This is a genomic window from Flavobacterium sp. UBA4854, from assembly GCF_002399805.1.
In the GTDB taxonomy this organism is placed as follows: Bacteria; Bacteroidota; Bacteroidia; order Flavobacteriales; family Flavobacteriaceae; genus Flavobacterium; species Flavobacterium ginsengisoli.
This window is the reverse complement of sequence record NZ_DHEI01000010.1, coordinates 6,893-25,748: the sequence shown is the minus strand read 5'-3', so window position 1 is coordinate 25,748 and position 18,856 is coordinate 6,893. Positions and strand designations below refer to the sequence as shown.

The 18,856-nt window shown below is 34.7% G+C and carries 9 protein-coding genes and 1 tRNA gene; 9 read left to right on the top strand and 1 reads right to left on the bottom strand.

What is annotated here, in order from left to right:
- Position 1: 1 nt before the first annotated feature.
- Positions 2-86: transfer RNA gene (locus tag B3J44_RS00960), tRNA-Ser, on the bottom strand.
- A 334-nt stretch (positions 87-420) separates the two neighbouring features.
- Between B3J44_RS00960 and B3J44_RS00955 the strand changes: the two genes are divergently transcribed.
- The 9 genes from B3J44_RS00955 to B3J44_RS00915 form a co-directional block, all read left to right on the top strand.
- Positions 421-3,102, top strand: a complete 2,682-nt coding sequence (locus B3J44_RS00955; RefSeq protein WP_286965003.1) for a T9SS type A sorting domain-containing protein — start codon at positions 421-423, stop codon at positions 3,100-3,102.
- A 438-nt stretch (positions 3,103-3,540) separates the two neighbouring features.
- Positions 3,541-5,496 carry an alpha-galactosidase gene (locus tag B3J44_RS00950; RefSeq protein ID WP_286965002.1) on the top strand — a complete coding sequence of 652 codons (1,956 nt, stop codon included), beginning with the start codon at positions 3,541-3,543 and terminating at the stop codon, positions 5,494-5,496.
- Between the two features lie 10 nt (positions 5,497-5,506).
- Positions 5,507-7,471, top strand: coding sequence for a sialate O-acetylesterase (locus B3J44_RS00945; protein WP_286965001.1), 1,965 nt, complete (start codon positions 5,507-5,509; stop codon positions 7,469-7,471).
- A gap of 18 nt (positions 7,472-7,489) precedes the next feature.
- Complete coding sequence (locus tag B3J44_RS00940) at positions 7,490-9,694, top strand: alpha-galactosidase (protein WP_286965000.1); 2,205 nt, start codon at positions 7,490-7,492, stop codon at positions 9,692-9,694.
- 69 nt (positions 9,695-9,763) lie between these two features.
- The gene (locus tag B3J44_RS00935; protein WP_198856746.1) at positions 9,764-10,780 is read left to right on the top strand and encodes a GntR family transcriptional regulator; all 1,017 of its coding nucleotides are present in this window, start codon (positions 9,764-9,766) and stop codon (positions 10,778-10,780) included.
- A 3-nt stretch (positions 10,781-10,783) separates the two neighbouring features.
- Entirely contained in the window at positions 10,784-12,376 is a 1,593-nt protein-coding gene (locus B3J44_RS00930; RefSeq protein WP_286964999.1) for a solute:sodium symporter family transporter, read from the top strand.
- A 447-nt stretch (positions 12,377-12,823) separates the two neighbouring features.
- Positions 12,824-15,850, top strand: coding sequence for a SusC/RagA family TonB-linked outer membrane protein (locus tag B3J44_RS00925; protein WP_286964998.1), 3,027 nt, complete (start codon positions 12,824-12,826; stop codon positions 15,848-15,850).
- A 26-nt stretch (positions 15,851-15,876) separates the two neighbouring features.
- A complete protein-coding gene (locus B3J44_RS00920; RefSeq protein WP_286964997.1) occupies positions 15,877-17,409 on the top strand; it encodes a RagB/SusD family nutrient uptake outer membrane protein in 1,533 nt (510 codons plus the stop codon).
- A 190-nt stretch (positions 17,410-17,599) separates the two neighbouring features.
- A partial coding sequence (locus tag B3J44_RS00915; RefSeq protein ID WP_349678280.1) for a glycoside hydrolase family 2 protein occupies positions 17,600-18,856 on the top strand: 1,257 nt, incomplete at its 3' end.

Here is an 18,856-nt window from a genome sequence, read left to right as displayed (position 1 = left end):
GCGGAGAAAGAGGGATTCGAACCCCCGGACCTGTTACAGTCAACAGTTTTCAAGACTGCCGCATTCGACCGCTCTGCCATTTCTCCAGTATGTCGCAATCGTTTCGTGATTGCGAGTGCAAATATAAGGCGTTTTTTTAATTGTGAAAATTTTTTTTGAATTATTTCTAAAGAAAATAATAGAGTAGTAAAAAGAACAGTGATCAATAAAGTTAAGGGTTTCAAAGTCAACGAAGAAAGAGACTTTGTAATCTAAAAATATTTTAGCAGAGAAAAGATATCAGTTTTATTGGCTCTCTGTTTAATTTGTTTCGACTAAATAATTAAATCGTCTGATTTTTAATGTTATACTAATATTTTTCTTATTATTGTGGTATAGTACAGAATAGTACTAAATCTTACTAACTAATATTGAAAAACTATGCAAGAAAAAATTACAAAAGAAAAAGTGTCGGTTAAAAAACTACTGACTTTAATGCTATTTTTATTAACGATTTGCAGTTGGAGTCAGAGTTACGAATTTGAAAATGGTACCCGCACAGGAAATGCTGACATTCAAAATTGCGATTCCTGTTCAGGAAAAATTGTCGGTAATTTAGGAGGAACGGGTAGCGTTTCTGTAAATGTTACTGTAGCAACAACGGGTTGGTACAATCTGCAATTGTTTTATTGTACGGGAGATCCACGTGCGATTCGATTAACAGCTGGCTCTGCCGCGGCGATTGCAATTCCTTGCGAACCGAGTGGAGGATGGAGTACAGCTGCTTCTAAAAACATAAGCGTTTATTTGAACAGCGGCACAACAACTTTGCTTTGGGATAATACCAACTCATGGGCTCCTAATCTCGACAAATTTATTTTAACACCTTTAGCAGCAGGAACTAACCAAACTATTGCTTTTGGAACAAATAATAGTATCGTTTATAATTTAACCAATAAAACGTATAGCATAAAATTTAATGGTGCGACTGTAATTAGCAATGCATCTGCTTATGCAAATAGCGATCAGCAATATGTGAGTACTAATTTTGCTTCAGCGGTTTATAGTTCAGAATCATTTACCGATAATGTGGGAAGCGGAACTAAGCACATTTTTACTTTAAGTGGAAATTATTCGCTCGGAATGCAGCAGATTTTTTATACCTATACCAATAAAAATTATCTGGTTGTACAAGTTGTGCTGACAGGAAATGGTTCAAACTGCTATAAAATGTCTCCTTTAACCAGTAATCAGGTAACGCCAAATTTTGGAACAGGAGATACTAGAGCTGTATTTGTTCCTTACGATAACGATGCCTGGATTCGATATAATGCCTATACTTTAAATTCGGCTGATTTTACAGCATCTGAGGTAACTAATATTTATAATAACACCAATCGTAAAGGTTTGGTAATTGGTTCGTTGGAGCATACAAAATGGAAAACAGGTGTTACAGTAAGTGGCGGCGGTTCTTCATCAGCTTATGTTTCGGTAATTGCAGGTTGGACAAAACAAGATGTAACCCGAGATGCAAGAGGACATGGTTGGGTAAACGTGGGGCAGACAAGTTGCCCTTCTCCAAAAGTAATGATTAATGCTACAGACGATTGGAGAACAGGATTCGAAGAATTTGCGCAAGCAAATGCAGCAATGCAGCCTAAATACATTTTTGACTGGACAGCGCCAAAACCAATTGGATGGAACAGCTGGGGAGCTATGCAAACCAATATTAACTTGACGAAAGCAAAAGCAGTTGTAGATTTTTTTCATAATGATTGTCCTGCATTTAAAACTCAAGACAATACTTTATATATTGATCTTGATTCTTATTGGGACAATATGAGTGATGCTGAGCTGGCTCAATTTGTTACTTACGCAAAAAGTAAAGGCTATAAGGCTGGAATTTATTGGGCTCCTTTTGTAGATTGGGGAAAATACAATCGTCAGGTTGAAGAAAGTTCATATACTTATAATCAATGTTGGACAAAAGTTAACGGAAATCCTTTGGAGTTGGATGGAGCTTATGCTATGGATCCGACAAGTCCAGGAACTAAGGCTAGAATTCACTATTTTATAAATCGTTTCAAAACCGCAGGATTCGAAATGATAAAAATTGACTTTTTAACGCATGCGAGTATTGAAGCTGACAGTTTTGCAAATAATCAGCTTCATACGGGTATGGAAGCGTATCAGGAAGGAATGAAATATTTGATTGATGAAATTGGCGGAACGATGTTAGTGCAAGCCGCAATATCTCCTAATTTGGCTACAGGCCCTTTTGCGCACGTAAGACGTATAGCATGCGATGCCTACACAAACATAAACGAAACAGATTATACTTTGAACAGTACAACTTATGGCTGGTGGCAAAATCAAATTTACGATTATATAGATGCAGATCATATTGTTTTTGGGACTGCTTCAATAGGGCAAAATCGTGCAAGATTATTAAGTATCGTGGTTACAGGAACAGTAATTGCAGGTGATGATTTTTCTGTTGCGGGTCAGTGGAAAACAACTGCACAGAGTCTTTTGCAAAATAATGATGTAATGAATGTTGCTCGTAATGAGATGCATTTTATTCCTGCCGATGGAAACACAGGATACAATGCCGCAAATGTATTTTCTGCAACATATAACAACGTTACTTATGTAGCAGTTTTTAATTACGGAAATACAACGATGACAAATAATATCAGTTTTAGTCGTCTGGGGCTTGGATCTGGAAATTATACCGTTAAAGAGCTTTATTCTGGAGCGACAAGTACTGCTCAAAGCACATTGAATGTTCAATTGCCTCAGGCAGATGCGGCTATTTATGCTATTTCGAATGCAGGAGTACTAAGTGCGCCAAGTTACAATTGGCCAACTGCTTCTACAAATTATGTCTTTCCTAATCCTGCATCAAACAGTTTCAGAATTAAGTTTGATCAAGTAATTAATGGTACAGCGACAATTTCATTATATGATATAAGCGGAAAAGAAGTTTGGAAGAATGCTATTACTGCCGAAGACATGATTAGTTCAGAAATACCAGTAAACGGACTTTCAAAGGGTGTTTATATGGTAAAAGTAAAAGCGACTGGACATCCGGTGCAAAACTTTAAGTTTGTCAAGAATTAAAGACTTTTAAAACTTTCAAAAATCCCGATTTTCACTTTAGTTGAGAATCGGGATTTTTTTGTTTTGGCTAGAATGTTAAAATGATAATTTTTGATTTATAAAATTTTTTGAGATGTATATTTTTAGTTAGATTTTTGAGATTATGTCATAATTATTGTCAAAATGACTATTTTGAAGAAAAAAAATCAAGCTCTTTTGTAATTATGTTAGATGTTGATTTTTAGGTAATTATGTTTGTTTGAGCAAAAAAAGTAAGCAGTATTTTTTGCAATGTTCTTGCAGGGTAAATTTTAATTCGTATCATTGTAGTATAGAATAGTATAATAACCAAAAATAAAATTAATGAAACCACATTGTTTATTAATAAAAAAGCTGTTTTTGTCTAGTATAATAATGCTTTTTTTTAGTCCATTTATGCAGGCTCAAAAAAGCATAAAAATGACTTTTGGAAAAAATGGCAGCATTACTTATGATGCTAAAAACAAAACAATAGCAGTAAGCCAGTCTGGTAAAAATATTTTTTCTGGAGCAAAAGCTTCGGTTGTTGTTAATGGTAAAACAATTTCTATTAGTGATTATCCTGAAGCGGTTTTATCAAAAGAACCTTTAACAGATAATTTAGGAAAAGGAACAAAGTACATTCTAACTTATAAGGATAAAAACAATCCAACTTTAATTCAAAATTTCTTTACCTATAATAATCGATCTTATTTTATAACTCAAATTGAAATTTTAGGAAACGAGAAGCAAGTAGCAACCAATTATATTGCGCCATTAGATTTAGGAAAAATTACTTTTGATAAAGTAGAAAACTTGCAAACTGTTTTTGTTCCTTATGATAATGATGCTTGGGCGAGTTATAATTCTAAAAAATTAGACACAATTTCAAATAATACAAGTGCAGAAGTTGGAATAGTATTTAATAACTCTTCTAGAAATGGTTTTATAGTAGGTTCTTTAGAACATACCGTTTGGAAAAGTGCTGTAAAATCAATCAACAAAAATAAAGAGCCTTTATTCTCGGCTTGGGCAGGTTTTTCTGAAAAAGAAATAACGCGAGACAGCATTGCGCACGGTTTGGTAAGAGGAAACAAAGTATTGTCGCCAAAATTCTTTGTTGGTTATTATTCCGATTGGAGAAACGGAATGGAAGAATATGCTAAAACCAATCGTATTGTAGAAAAACCGTATGTTTTTGAATGGGATAGGCCAACTCCAGTGGGATGGAACAGCTGGGGCGTTTTGATGGAAAAAATCAATTACGAGAATACGACCAAAGTTGCTGATTTTTTTGCGAATCAAATTCCGCAGTTTCGAGTAGGAAATACAGCTTATATCGATCTTGATTCATTTTGGGATAATATGGTAAAAGGCGGTTTTACAGGAGATTTCAGCAAACTAAAAGAATTTGCAGATTATTGTAAAAGTAAAGGATTAGAACCAGGAGCCTATTGGGCGCCTTTTACAGATTGGGGCTGGAAAGACGGACCAAACCGTAAAGCAGAAGGAAGCGATTATACTTTTGGCGAAATGTGGACAAAAACTGGAAATACGTATTTTGATTTTGATGGCGCACGCGCAATTGATCCAACGCATCCTGGTACGCTAAAACGTGTTGATTATGTAATTAATAAACTAAAAGCGTGTGGCTTCAAAATGATCAAAATCGACTTTCTAGGACATGCAGCGGCTGAATCTTCTTCTTTTTATGATAAAAATGTCACAACAGGAATGCAGGCTTACAAAGTAGGAATGGAGCATTTGGTAAATGCACTAGACGGACAAATGCTTATTTATGCCGCAATTTCTCCAAATATGGCAACCTCTCGTTACGCTCATGTAAGACGTATTGCATGCGATGCTTGGAAAACTATCGAGCAGACTCAATATACTCTGAATAGCGTAAATTACGGCTGGTGGCAAACCTATTCGTATGATTATATTGATGCCGATCATGTTGTTTTTGCTGATGTTACAGAGGGAGAAAACCGTGCAAGATTAATTTCTGCAATAATCACAGGAACATTAATTACAGGAGACGATTACAGTAAGGAAGGAATTTGGAGCAAACGCGCCAAAGAATGGCTTCAGAACAAAGAATTGCTTAAGATTGTGGCTCATGGCGTGGCTTTTCGACCAGTAGAAGGAAATACAGGAAAACATACAACTGAAGTTTTTCAGCAGAAAATAGAAAACGATTGGTATATCGCTGTTTTCAATTATGGAAACGAAGCAAAAAGCTATGCTTTACCATTGGAGAGATTAGATATTCAAAAAGGAAGTTATCAAATCGAAGATCTTTTTACTTCTCAAAAGAGCGAAATAAAAGACAATACTTTAAATGTAAATCTTGGTTCAAAAGATGCTCATTTGTATAAAATTATAAAACGATAATAGATTCAGCATGAAAAAATATCTTTTAAATAATATTCTGTTAGCTGTAATAGGACTGGTTTCGGTTGCAGCAAATGCTACAGTAAAGTTGCCTTCTTTTTTTACTGATAATATGGTTTTGCAGCAAAAAAGCACCGTTCCGTTTTGGGGAGAAAGCAATCAGCAATCAGTATCAGTTACAAGTTCTTGGGATAAAAAAACATATAAAGCTGCCGTTGTAAATGGTAAGTGGAATGTAGTTTTAAAAACGCCTGCTTACGGCGGACCTTATACGATTGCAATAAATGATGGAGAAGTAAAAACGCTTCAAAATATTCTAATTGGAGAAGTGTGGTTGTGTTCTGGACAAAGCAACATGGAAATGCCGCTTGAAGGATGGGGAAAAATAGAGAATTATAAAGAAGAAATTGCAAACGCCAATTATCCCGAGATTCGATTATTGCAAGCAGAACATATAGAAAGCACTTTACCATTAAATACGCTAAAAGTGCAGCATAATGGATGGAATGTCTGCGATTCTAAAACTATAGCAGATTTTAGTGCAACAGCTTATTTTTTTGCTAGAAAAATTTATAAAGAAAAAAAGATTCCGATCGGATTAATCCATTCTTCTTGGGGAGGAACATTGATAGAAGCTTGGACAAGTTCTGGAGCGTTAAGCACCATTCATGATTTTGATGCTCAGATAGAAGCGATGAAATCTGAATCAAGCAGAGAAACTTTAGAGAAAAAATACAATGCTGATTTAGCGGTTTGGGAAAAACATCTAGCTAATGCTGACAAAGGATATCAGAACGAAAAAGCAATCTGGGCTTCAGTTGGTTTTGACGATGCTTCATGGAAAACAATGAAGGTTCCTTCTTTTTTTGACAGCAACGGATTAGGAAATTTTGACGGTATAGTTTGGTTCAGAAAAAAGGTTGGCATCTCAGATAACAGTAAAGATTTTACTCTAAGCTATTTTGCCGATGATGATGATATGATTTGGGTAAATGGAAATTATATTGGAGAAACAAAAGGATATAACGTAGAGCGTGATTATACCATTCCATCAAAATATTTGAAAAAAGGAGAAAACGTAATTACCATTAGAGTATATGACGGAGCAGGAAATGGAGGTATTTATGGAGAAGAAAATATCGCTTTAAAATCAGATAAAGAAATTATTTCCTTAGCAGGAGATTGGAAATACAATATAGGTGCAGACAGTAAAGATTTGCCTGCACGACCTTATCTGGCTCAGGGGCAAAATAGGCCAAGTGCAATATACAATGCCATGATTGCTCCTTTGGCAGATTACAAAATAAAAGGAGTAATCTGGTATCAGGGAGAAAGCAATGCAGAAAGAGCTTTTCAATATCAAAAATTATTTCCGCTGCTTATAAACGACTGGCGAACTCAGTTTAAAGATAAAAATCTTCCGTTTTTCTTTGTGCAGTTAGCCAATTACAAACAGCAGAAACAAGAACCTGGAGATTCGGATTGGGCAGAATTAAGAGAGGCACAATTCATGGCTTTAAAACTGCCAAATACAGGAATGGCCGTAACCACTGATATTGGAAATGGAGAAGATATTCACCCAAAAAATAAACAAGATGTAGGAGGTCGTCTCGCTAATATTGCTTTAGCAAAAGTGTATAATGCCAAAATCGATTATTCGGGACCGCTTTATAAATCTTTTAAAATTGAAAACAATACAATTGTTTTAGATTTTGATTTTAACACTGAAATTAAAGCTAAAGAAGGTATGCTGAAAGGATTTTCTATTGCGGGAGCAGATCAGAAATTTTATTGGGCAGAAGCAAAAATAGTAAACGGAAAAGTGATCGTATATGCGCAGAACGTTCCAAATCCTGCAGCGGTTCGATACAACTGGGCAGATAATCCAGACGGAAATCTGACAAATGCATCAGGTCTTCCTGCGTCATCATTTAGAACAGATAATTGGAAAGGAATTACACAAGAAAAGAAGTAAAAAATAATACATAATAAAATGAAAAAACAAAGTATCAATTTAAGGCAGTCTTTTGCGATAGCATTTTTTATTCTCACGAGTTATTGCAGTTCAATAACAGCACAAGAAATTATAGCTGTAAAAACAAAATCAAATGCATTGGTTTTACAGGTAAATAAAGGCAAAGAAGTAAGTACTATTTATTTAGGAGAAAAATTGGCAAACGATTCAGATTATGCCAAAATACAAAGTCAGTTTCGTCAAGGAACCGATTATTCAGGTATTTATAATGCCGCTTATACTGCTTCTGGATCTAAAAATTTATTAGAACCAGCTATTACCGTAACTCATGCTGACGGAAACACTTCGTTAGATTTGTTATATGTAAGCCATAAAACCAACACGGTTAGTACAGGAGTTTCTCAAACCGAAATCACTTTAAAAGATCCGGTATATCCTGTTGAGGTTCATTTGTTTATTCAGGCGTATTACGATACCGATGTTATTGAGCAATGGACAACCATACAGCATAACGAAAAGGGAAGTATTACTTTAAATAAATACGCTTCGGCTAACTTATATTTAAAAGGATACAACAATTTCTATTTAAACCAATATCATGGTGAATGGGCCAAAGAAATGCAATCTGAGGAAGCTAAAATTACTCACGGAATTAAAACTTTGGATACTAAATTAGGATCTCGCACCAATTTATTTCAGCCTTCAGTATTTATGGTTTCTTTAGATAAACCAGCTTCAGAAGACGAAGGAAAAGTTTTATTTGCAGGTTTGGAATGGTCAGGAAACTTTAGGACTGATTTAGAACTAGATCCGTTGAATAACCTTCGTGTAATCTCTGGAATTAATAATGCAGCGGCTGCTTACAAACTGGCTAAAAGCGAAGTTTTTACAACACCTAAATTCTGGTACACTTTATCATCTAAAGGAAAAGGACACGCAAGCCGTAATCTGCACGATTGGTCAAGAAATTATAAAATCTTAGACGGAAAAGGAGATCGTTTGACCTTATTAAACAACTGGGAAGCAACGTATTTTAATTTTGATGAAGACAAATTGAAAGTCCTAATTGCTGACAGTAAAAAGCTAGGTGTAGATATGTTCTTGTTAGATGACGGATGGTTTGGAAACACTTATCCGCGTAGCAATGACGATGCGGCTTTAGGAGATTGGGAAGTTAACAAAAAGAAATTGCCAAACGGGATTGGAACTTTAGTTAAAACAGCCAAAGACAATCAGGTAAAATTCGGAATCTGGATTGAGCCAGAAATGGTAAGCCCGGCAAGTGATTTGTACAAAAAACACTCAGAATGGATTGTAAAACAGCCAGGAAGAACAGAACATTATTTCCGTAATCAGTTGGTTTTAGATTTGTCTAATCCAAAAGTTCAAGATTTTGTTTATGGAGTTGTAGACAATCTTTTTACCGAAAATCCAGAATTGGCTTATATTAAATGGGACTGTAATGCAGTAATTTACAATGCATATTCTAGTTATTTAAAAGACAAACAAAACAACTTTTATACAGATTATGTAAACGGACTTTATAAAGTATTGGAGCGTATTCGTGTAAAATATCCAACAGTACCAATGATGCTTTGTTCTGGTGGTGGAGGAAGAGTAGATTACGGAGCTTTGAAATATTTTACAGAATTCTGGCCAAGTGACAACACAGATCCTTTGGAGCGTGTGTACATGCAATATGAGTACTCTTATTTTTATCCTGCCTTGACTATCGCGGCACACGTTACAGACTGGGGGAAACAACCTTTAAAATATCGTACAGACGTTGCTATGATGGGAAGATTAGGTTTTGATATTGTGGTGAAAGAATTAAACGATAAAGACTTAACTTTTACACAACAGGCTATCAAAAATTACCATGCATTAAGCAATACTATTTGGCATGGTGATCAATATCGTTTACAAGATCCGTATGGAAATGATGCGGCGTCTGTAATGTTTGTCAATAAAAATGGAAATGAAGGAGTGGTTTTCAGCTATTCTGTTAATTCAAGATACGAAGCAGGAACACACCTTCCAATAAAATTAAAAGGATTGCAGGCAAATCAAAATTATAAAATAGAAGAAATCAACGTATATCCAGATAAAAAACCAGTAGTAGAAACAGCGGTTTATTCTGGCGATTTCTTAATGCAAGTGGGAATCAATCCAAATGTTACGCCATCAAACAGCAGCGTGGTTTTAAAAATTACTAAAGCTTAACTAAATTATAAACATTAGTATATATTTGTAATACTATATTTTCTAAATAAATACCTATTAAAACGTTTTATGAAGCAAATTATTCAACAGATCAAAAATCTTGAATCTATTAATTCCTTATCTAAACATGAGCAATTGGTTCAGGGGATAATTAATGCCATTGATGAAAAGGTAGTCACAAAAGGCGATTTGCTTCCGTCTGTAAATACTTTTATAAGCGAACTGGGTTTTGCAAGAGAAACCATTGCAAAAGCTTATAAAGAACTTGTTCACAGAGGAATAATCGAATCCAAAAATAGATTGGGTTACTTTGTTGCCACTAATGATGTAAAGCAGGAGTTGAAAGTTGCATTATTGATCTTTGCATTTGATATTTTTCAGGAAACGTTTTATGAGAATTTTAGAAAAGGGCTTGGAAAGAATGTGCAATTGGATATTTTTTTCCATCACAATAATTTTAGCACATTCGAAAATATTGTTCAGAATATAAAAGGAAAATACGGAATGTTTGTTATTGCTCCGATTCCTAGCAAAAAAACGCCAGATGTCTTAAAACAACTTCCAACAAACAGAGTGTTATTGGTAGACCGTTTTATAGAAACAGATGAAGATTATAATTATGTTGCACAAGAGTTTGGAGATTCGTCTTACAATGCTTTTGTGCAGCTTAAAGATAAAATTAAAAAATACGACGAATTGGTTTTCTTCTTTAAACCGTCGTCTGCAGAACCTAATGAAATTTTAAATTCCTTCAAAAGATTCATGAAAGATTATGATATCAAAGGAGTTATAAAAGAGGAGTATACGGCTGGTTCTCTAGAAAAAGGAAAAGTGTACTTTACCATTCATAATCTCGAACTTTGGGAAATGTTGAAAGACTCAAAAATAAAAGGTTTGAAAATTGGTAAAGACATTGGGTTTATCTCACACAATGATGATATAGTAAAAGAGATCATTTTTGATGGAGTCACGACATTTTCTACTGATTTCGCAGAAATGGGAAAAAAAGCAGCCGATTTTGTTTTAAACAGAAAAAAAACTCAGGAAATCATTCCAACAATTCTTATAGATAGAAATTCGTTGTAATTTATGAACGTTTCATCCATTGTTAGTTTTTTACTAATAACAGGTTTAGTTGCCGTAATTTCAGCATTAAAAACTCGAAAAAAAAAGGTTCAGACAACAGATGGACTTTTTTTTGCCGATCGTAACAATAATTTTTTTATCGTTGGAGGAGCCTTACTATTGAGCAATATCAGTGCCAATCAGTTTATAGGCGAAAACGAATCTATTTACAATAATAATATGAGCGTGATAGCATGGGGCGTAAGTTCTGTGCTAGCCATGCTTTTGGTTGCTGAGTTCTTCCTGCCAATTTATTTCCGTACTGGAGCCATGACCATTCCAGATTATCTAGGAAAACGTTACGATCATTCTACTAAAAGACTAGTTTCGATAATATTTCTCTGCAGTTATGTGGTCAATTTGCTTCCTGCTGTTTTATATGGAGGCGCAGTTGCCTTAACCGGAATGTTTAATTTTTTACAACCTTTAGAATTAACCTATTGGCAGAACATTTGGTTTATGGTTTGGGTAATCGGACTTACAGGCTGTGCTTATTCTGTTTTAGGAGGTTTGCGTGCCATATCAATTAGTGACACGGTTTTAAGTATCGGATTACTGACAATTGGAATTGCTTTTCCGTATTTTGGCTTCAAATATTTAGGGAACGGAGATTGGTTTAAAGGTCTCCATATTCTGCTTTCAGAACACAAAGAACATTTAAATTCTATTGGCGGACCTCAAGATGAGATTCCGCTTAATACCATTTTTACAGGAATGTTTATCATGAATCTGTATTATTGGGGAATGGAACAATTTATTGTGCAGCAGGCGCTTTCGGCCAAAAGTTTATCGCACAGTCAAAAAGGTATGGGATTGGCTTGTTTAGGAAAGTTGCTTTGTCCTTTCATTATTAATATTCCTGGTTTAGTTGGAGTTCATCTTTATGATAAATTAGAAAATACAGCAGAAGTTTTTCCGCTAGTAATAAAAGATACATTGCCAGGAGTAATGATTGGTTTAACTGCCGCTGTAGTTTTGGGTGCTGCAATTAGTACTTTTAATGCGGGACTTAATAGCAGTAGTACATTATTTGTGCTTAACCTCTATAAACCTTGGTTGGAGAAAAGAAACAAAGAAGTAACAGAAAGGCATCTGGTTTACACTGGACGCAAGTTTGAGATTATTGTCTCGGCTTTAGCAATGTTTTCAGCTCCATTTATCATCTTTAGCAAGGCAGGTTTTTATACCTATTTACAGCAATTAGGAGGCATGTTTTGTGTGCCAATTTTTACCATTATTCTAGTAGGTTTTGTATTTAAAAAAGTACCGCCTCAAGCAGCAAAAATTGGGATGATATTTTTTATTCTTAGCTATATTATTTTTAATTACCTTCTAGATATTCAACTGCATTATCTGCATATGTTAGCCTTGCTATTTGTGCTTACTTCTGTATGTATGTTAGTGGTTTCTAAATTTTATCCTAATTATAGTTATGCTGAAATTAAACTGGAATCTGTTGAATTAACTCCTTGGAAGAATCGATATTGGTATTTCGCCCTTTTATTGATTGGTATGCTGAGTATCTTTATATTATTTTCAAAATGGGGAGTCGCATAGTTCTAAAATTCTAAGAATCAGAGAAATTACGATTTAAAACTTTTTGATAGAGATGCACCATAGTGCATCTTTTTTGTTTCACTTAAGAAGTAAAATCTTGTTTTTTTTTGAAAATTAAGTTTGCTAGACTAGGATTTAAATTCATACGATTTTCCTTGTTTTAAGCCTAATACTTTTAATGTTTTGTCTGATATTTCTTTAAAACGATTCGCTATCTATTCTGTTTTTCGTTTTTATTCCTGTGTATTTGTATTAAAGACGAAATAAATCACTGAAAAAAATAGCAAATTCTTAAACATAAATTTGGATGTAATAAAAATATTTGTATGTTTGTAATGTTGTAGTATAGTATAGTATAAGTCAATTCGTTTTCTCATATTCTAGATGCTCAATAAACAAATAAAAAAACTAACTCTCTAATTTATTAACTAAAAAAACCAAATTATTATGAGAATTGCAATAAGATACTTATGCTTCTTAGTAGTTATGCTTTCTGCCGGTACAGTTTATTCCCAAACCATAACCGGTAAAGTTACAGATAATGAAAACTTACCTTTGCCTGGAGCAACCATTCTGGTAAAAGGTACTAAGATTTCTACAGCTACAGACATTGATGGTAGTTACAAATTAACAAACGTAAAATCTGGCTCCACACTAGAATTTAGTTTCATAGGATTTGATTCAAAGACTGTAACAGCAAGTAAATCTGAAATTAATATTTCTTTGACTCCAAGTACACAAGAACTGACTGAAGTTGTAATCGTGGGGGCCAAAATGAAAAAAGGAGATTTAACAGGAGCTGTAAGCAGTGTTTCTGGCGACAAGCTTCGAGAGGTTCCTACGCCAAATGTAGTGCAGGCACTTCAAGGACGTTCTTCTGGTGTATATGTGCAACAAAGTGCTGTTCCTGGTCAAGCAGGTTCAATTAGAATTAGAGGGAATAATTCTCTAAACTTTGGCGGTAATCCAATATTTGTAATTGACGGTTTGATTACCGATGGCAATTTTGAAAACATTAATACTGACGATATTGCGAGTATGGAAATCCTTAAAGATGCTTCTGCTACCGCATTATATGGTTCAAGAGCGGCTAATGGAGTAATCGTAATTACAACAAAAAAAGGTTCAAGAACAGGAGAAGCAAAAATTCAGTATGATAGCTGGACTGGTGTATCTGAATTTGCAAGAACTATCCCGTTGATGAATGGCCAGCAGTTATTTGACCTAAGGGTTGACGCTTATGCAAATCGTTATATGGATGAGCATCCAGGAGCTGATCGTGCTGCTTATATCAATCAAATTAAGTCAGATGGTTCGACTGTATTTGCGCCTTATGAATTGGAATCTTACAGAGCTGGTAAAAGTTACAATTGGTTAGATCAGGTAACGCGTTCGGGCTTTCAAACCAACCACAATTTAAGTTTTAGTGGAGGAGGAGAAAAAGGAACTTATTTTGTAAGTTTTAACTATGTTAACCAAGAAGGACTTCTTAAAAACTCTGATTTTAAAAGATATAACGGGAAAATTAACCTTACTCAGGATTTAAAATCATGGTTACAGTTTGGTACTAATACTACTTTTTCAAGAAGTGAGACTAATTATCAGGAAGGAAGTGCTTTTGGCGTGGCATTGGGAGCAAATCCATTATTGCCTATAGATCCTAAGGCTACTTATCTTAGATATGGTGAAGTATTTGACCAAAATCTTTATAATCCGATAAAAAGTCTTGATATCATAAATTCAAGTGCTCGTAATAGACTTACAAGTAGTAATTTTTTAAGTTTAAAACCAGTAAAGGGACTTGATATCAGAACTACTCTTTCTGTAGACGTTACAGATCAGGCAAATTTCGATTATGTGCCAAGTTATACAGGACAATCGCTTAGAAATTCTATGAATGGAGAAGCACATCATTACAGATATTCACAATTGAATTATCAATGGGATAATACAGCAACTTACAGTAGAGTTTTTGCTGCAAAGCATGACGTAAGCTTAATGGGAGGATTCTCTGTAATGAGTAATTCAGGTAATAGTACAGATGTAAGAGCTCGCGGATTCGTTAGTGATGATTTGACGTATATGGCATTATCTGGAGCATATCAAAAAGATAACGCACAGTTAGGCTCTAATTTTACAGATTATTCAAACCAATCGTATTTCGCTAGATTAAACTATACTTTTGACGGTAAATATAATATTACAGGTACAATAAGAAGAGATGGTTCTTCTAAATTTGGTCCTAATAATAAATGGGGAACCTTTCCTTCGATAGCAGGAAGTTGGGATATTGCTAAAGAAAATTTCCTTCAAGGATTCGAAAAATTAAATCAACTTAAGTTTCGCGTAGGTTATGGTACAGTAGGTAACCAAAATGTAGATGCTTACAGATATTTTGCTTTATACAATGCACAAGTTAGTAATAACTCTGGGACTTACGTATCAGATAATTACATCGATAATTTTGATTTAAGATGGGAAAAGCAAAAACAATTTAATATTGGACTAGATGCTGGTTTCTTCCAAAACAGATTGACTGCAAGCGCTAACTATTTCCACATCAATAATGACGATCTTTTAATGTTGCGTAACATGCCAGTTTCGTCAGGATATAAATACAAGCTGGATAATATTGGTGCAACAACTAATGAAGGTATAGAATTAGAACTTAGCGGAGATATCATTAAAAACAAAGATTTTAAATGGAATGTTTCTGCCAATATATCATCGGCAAAAAATAAGGTTACAAAACTTTATGGAGATGCTACAGAGATATACAATTTGGGCGGTTATAGTAATAACGAGATCCAACGTACAGGAAACTTTTTCTTAGGCCAATCAGTAAATACAGTTTATGTATTTCAATATGATGGTATAGCGCAACAAGGAGAAGACCTTAGCAAGGTAAATTACGGAAGCCGAACTGTTCAGCCTGGAGATATTAAAATTAAAGATCGTAATGGCGATGGCGTAATAAACGATAAAGACAGATATGTGGTTGGCGATTTGAATCCGGATTACTATGGTGGTTTTTCTACAGATGTTAACTATAAAGGTTTTGGATTAAATGCTGTATTTGCTTATTCTATAGGAGGTAAAAGACCAAGTGGAACTTACGAAAGCTATATGAACTCAGGAGGAATGAGTGCAGCACATACAGATCTTTTGGATCGTTGGACTCCTACTAACACTAATACAGATGTGCCAAGAGCTTATTATGGAGGAGGAAGATATACATTAGGCGAAACAGATAAAGCAATTCAAGACGCTTCATTCCTAAGATTAAATGCACTTACATTATCATATACATTACAAAACAAAGTGGCAGAAAGTGTTTTTCTTAGAAATGCAAGATTTTATCTAACAGGATCTAATTTATTTATCATTACTAAGTATAAAGGCTATGATCCTGAAGGAGGAGATTCTTATCCAATGTCTAGAATGATAGTTATGGGATTAAATGTAACTCTTTAATCAAATTAATTTTAAAAATTATTTTTATGAAAGCAAAAATTATAGCCTTTATGGCTCTAGCTATATTATCAGGATCCTGCTCTTCAGATTTTTTGGATGAAGAGCCTAAAAGTTCACTTACTGCTGCCCAAGCTTATGGAAGTTTAGGAAAAATAGAACCTGTTCTTTTAGGAGCTATTACGAATTGGAGAAATATGCAAAAAGATCGTGCGGGTCTTTATACTTCTCTTGGAACAGACGAAGCGCAACAAGGAGCTTTGCAAGTAACAGGAGATGCAAACCAAGCAGGACTTGATTTATACAATGGCTTTTTAAGCCAAGAAAATCAGGCAATTGGACAATTGTGGAATGATAGATGGCCAGTAATTGAAGTAGCCGCACAATCTATTAGAGCATTAGGAACCAATACAGAAGATGATAGCGCAAAACGCGATCTTTTAATGGGTGAAGCTAGTTTTTTAAGAGCTACATTAATGTTTGAGCTTACACAATATTGGGGAGAAATACCAATTAACGATAAAGCAAAATCGGCAGAATTTGGTTTAAAACGCCAGCCTTTAGATTTGGTATATTCTTATATCGTTGCCGATCTGGAAAGAGCAGTCGAAAAACTTCCTGTAACACAAAGCAATCCTGCATTTCCTGCAAAAGGGGTGGCGCAAGCACTTTTAGGAAAAGTGTATCTATATGCTCCTCAAGCGTCAGGATACCGCGATTATGCCAAAGCAAAACAATGGTTTGAAGAAGTTATTAAATCTGGAAAATACAGTTTATTGCCTAATTATGCAGATGTTTTTAGCCCAGATCATGCTAATTCTCCAGAATCTTTATACGAATGGCAGTATAATAATAACTGGCCAGATAACAACCAGATACAATGGCAAACAGGCTCAAGAGTTTTAGCAAATATAGACCAATATGCTTATTTTGGAGGTTATGACCTTATACTTCCTACTCAATATTGCTATAAAGATAAAACTGATGGAGGATTATGGGAAGCAGGTGATGTGCGTAAAGCGGCAAGTATTCGTTATGACTTTACTTATAAAGGAGTTACTCCAACACTTCCAGCTGGTTTTGGTGGAGATGAGTTAGATCCGCACATTAAAAAATATGAAGATATTCGTGTAGATGGAAAACAATCATTTTGGAATTCAGGAAAAAACAAACCTTATATTAGATACTCTGACGTATTGCTTAGCTACGCAGAATGTTTAAATGAATTAGGAAACACGACAGAAGCCGAAGGATATGTAAATCAAGTTCGTACAAGAGCTTTTGGAGGAACATTGCCTGATGCAATGAAGTGGAGTGGACTTTCTCAAACGCAATTTAGAGTTCAAATTTTGGACGAACGTATGCGTGAATTAGCTTTTGAAGGTTGGAGAAGAATGGATCTTATTCGTACAGGAAAATTGGTAGAATTAGTAGGTGCTCGCAACAAATGGGCTAAACAAAACGGTACAATTGCTGAATTTCACAACCGTTATCCTATTCCGATTGGAGAGATCAAGCTTAATGATGAAATTGGTCCAGAGGATCAAAATCCTGGTTATTAATATCTAAAAAAACTTTAAATAGTAATTTTTTATTTTTTGGTCATGTGATTTGGTTAATATCACAGTTTTGATTTGTAATGCCATTTTGGGTATAGGTGTAGTAACAGTAGTGAGCTTTTCTGTTAGAAACTGAGCCCAAAATGGCATTCCTATTTTAATAAATTACAATTTTATAATCATTCAAATAACAATGAAATTCTATACTATTCAGTTTTATCTCTATTTATTTGTTTTAAACGCCTTATCGTTAAATTTTTATGCTCAAAATAGAGTAAGCTTAAATTCTTCTGATATTGCTTGGAAAGTAAAACCCCAAGCAGAAATTGGAAAAGACAGTCTTAAAATATTTACTCCAAATTATTCAGATGCCAATTGGGTAAAAGCAGTTGTTCCGGGAACTGTCTTTAATTCCTATGTACTAAGCGGATTAGAAAAAGATCCAAATTTCGGCGATAATATTTATCAAGTCGACAAAGCAAAATATGACCGCAGTTTTTGGTATCGAACAGAATTTACGATTCCCGAAAACTTCACTAAAGAAATTGTCTGGCTTAATTTTGAAGGAATAAATCGCGAAGGAGAAATTTACCTTAACGGAAAAAAAATCGCAGTTTTAAGCGGTATGATGCAGCGAGGAAAATTTGATATTACAAAATTGGTGCATCGTAAAGCAAAAAACGTTTTAAACATTCTGGTAAGCATTCCTAAACAGCCTTTAAACAATTACGGAAGCCCAACTTATATTTCTAGCGCTGGCTGGGACTGGATGCCATATGTTCCAGGATTAAATTCAGGTATTACAGATGATGTTTTCTTAAGCAACACCGATAAAGTAATTATTGCAGATCCTTGGGTTCATACCAGTTTGCCAACAAATGCCCGTGCTGACCTTGAAATAAAAGTAGATCTTAAAAATTCATCAGCACAAAATCAAGAAGGTGTTCTTACCGGAGTTATTATGCCAGGAAATATCACTTTCTCCAAAAAAATAAGTCTCGATGCCGATGGAATTACAAATGTAAAATTAACCAAAGAACAGTTTCCAGAACTTTCCATTCAAAATCCGAAATTATGGTGGCCAAACGGTTACGGAGATCCTAATTTATACACTTGTCAGTTTACGTTTAAAATTGGAAATGTAGTTTCAGATAGCCAGAAAATAACTTTTGGTATCAAAAAATATACTTATGATACAGAAGGTGGCGTGCTCCATATTTCCATTAACGGAAAACGTGTTTTCTTGAAAGGAGGAAACTGGGGAATGAGCGAATACATGCTGAGATGCAGAGGCGAAGAATACGACTTGAAAGTCAAACTTCATAAAGAAATGAATTACAATATCATTCGCAACTGGTTAGGATCTACTACAGACGACGAATTTTATCAAGCCTGCGATAAATACGGTATAATGGTTTGGGATGATTTCTGGCTGAATGCCAATCCAAAT

What these genes read in the sequence shown, in the direction of transcription:
- B3J44_RS00955 (WP_286965003.1), top strand. Translation starts at nt 421, where the DNA reads ATGCAAGAAAAAATTACAAAAGAAAAAGTGTCGGTTAAAAAACTACTG.
- B3J44_RS00950 (WP_286965002.1), top strand. Translation starts at nt 3,541, where the DNA reads ATGACTTTTGGAAAAAATGGCAGCATTACTTATGATGCTAAAAACAAA.
- B3J44_RS00945 (WP_286965001.1), top strand. Translation starts at nt 5,507, where the DNA reads ATGAAAAAATATCTTTTAAATAATATTCTGTTAGCTGTAATAGGACTG.
- B3J44_RS00940 (WP_286965000.1), top strand. Translation starts at nt 7,490, where the DNA reads ATGAAAAAACAAAGTATCAATTTAAGGCAGTCTTTTGCGATAGCATTT.
- B3J44_RS00935 (WP_198856746.1), top strand. Translation starts at nt 9,764, where the DNA reads ATGAAGCAAATTATTCAACAGATCAAAAATCTTGAATCTATTAATTCC.
- B3J44_RS00930 (WP_286964999.1), top strand. Translation starts at nt 10,784, where the DNA reads ATGAACGTTTCATCCATTGTTAGTTTTTTACTAATAACAGGTTTAGTT.
- B3J44_RS00925 (WP_286964998.1), top strand. Translation starts at nt 12,824, where the DNA reads ATGAGAATTGCAATAAGATACTTATGCTTCTTAGTAGTTATGCTTTCT.
- B3J44_RS00920 (WP_286964997.1), top strand. Translation starts at nt 15,877, where the DNA reads ATGAAAGCAAAAATTATAGCCTTTATGGCTCTAGCTATATTATCAGGA.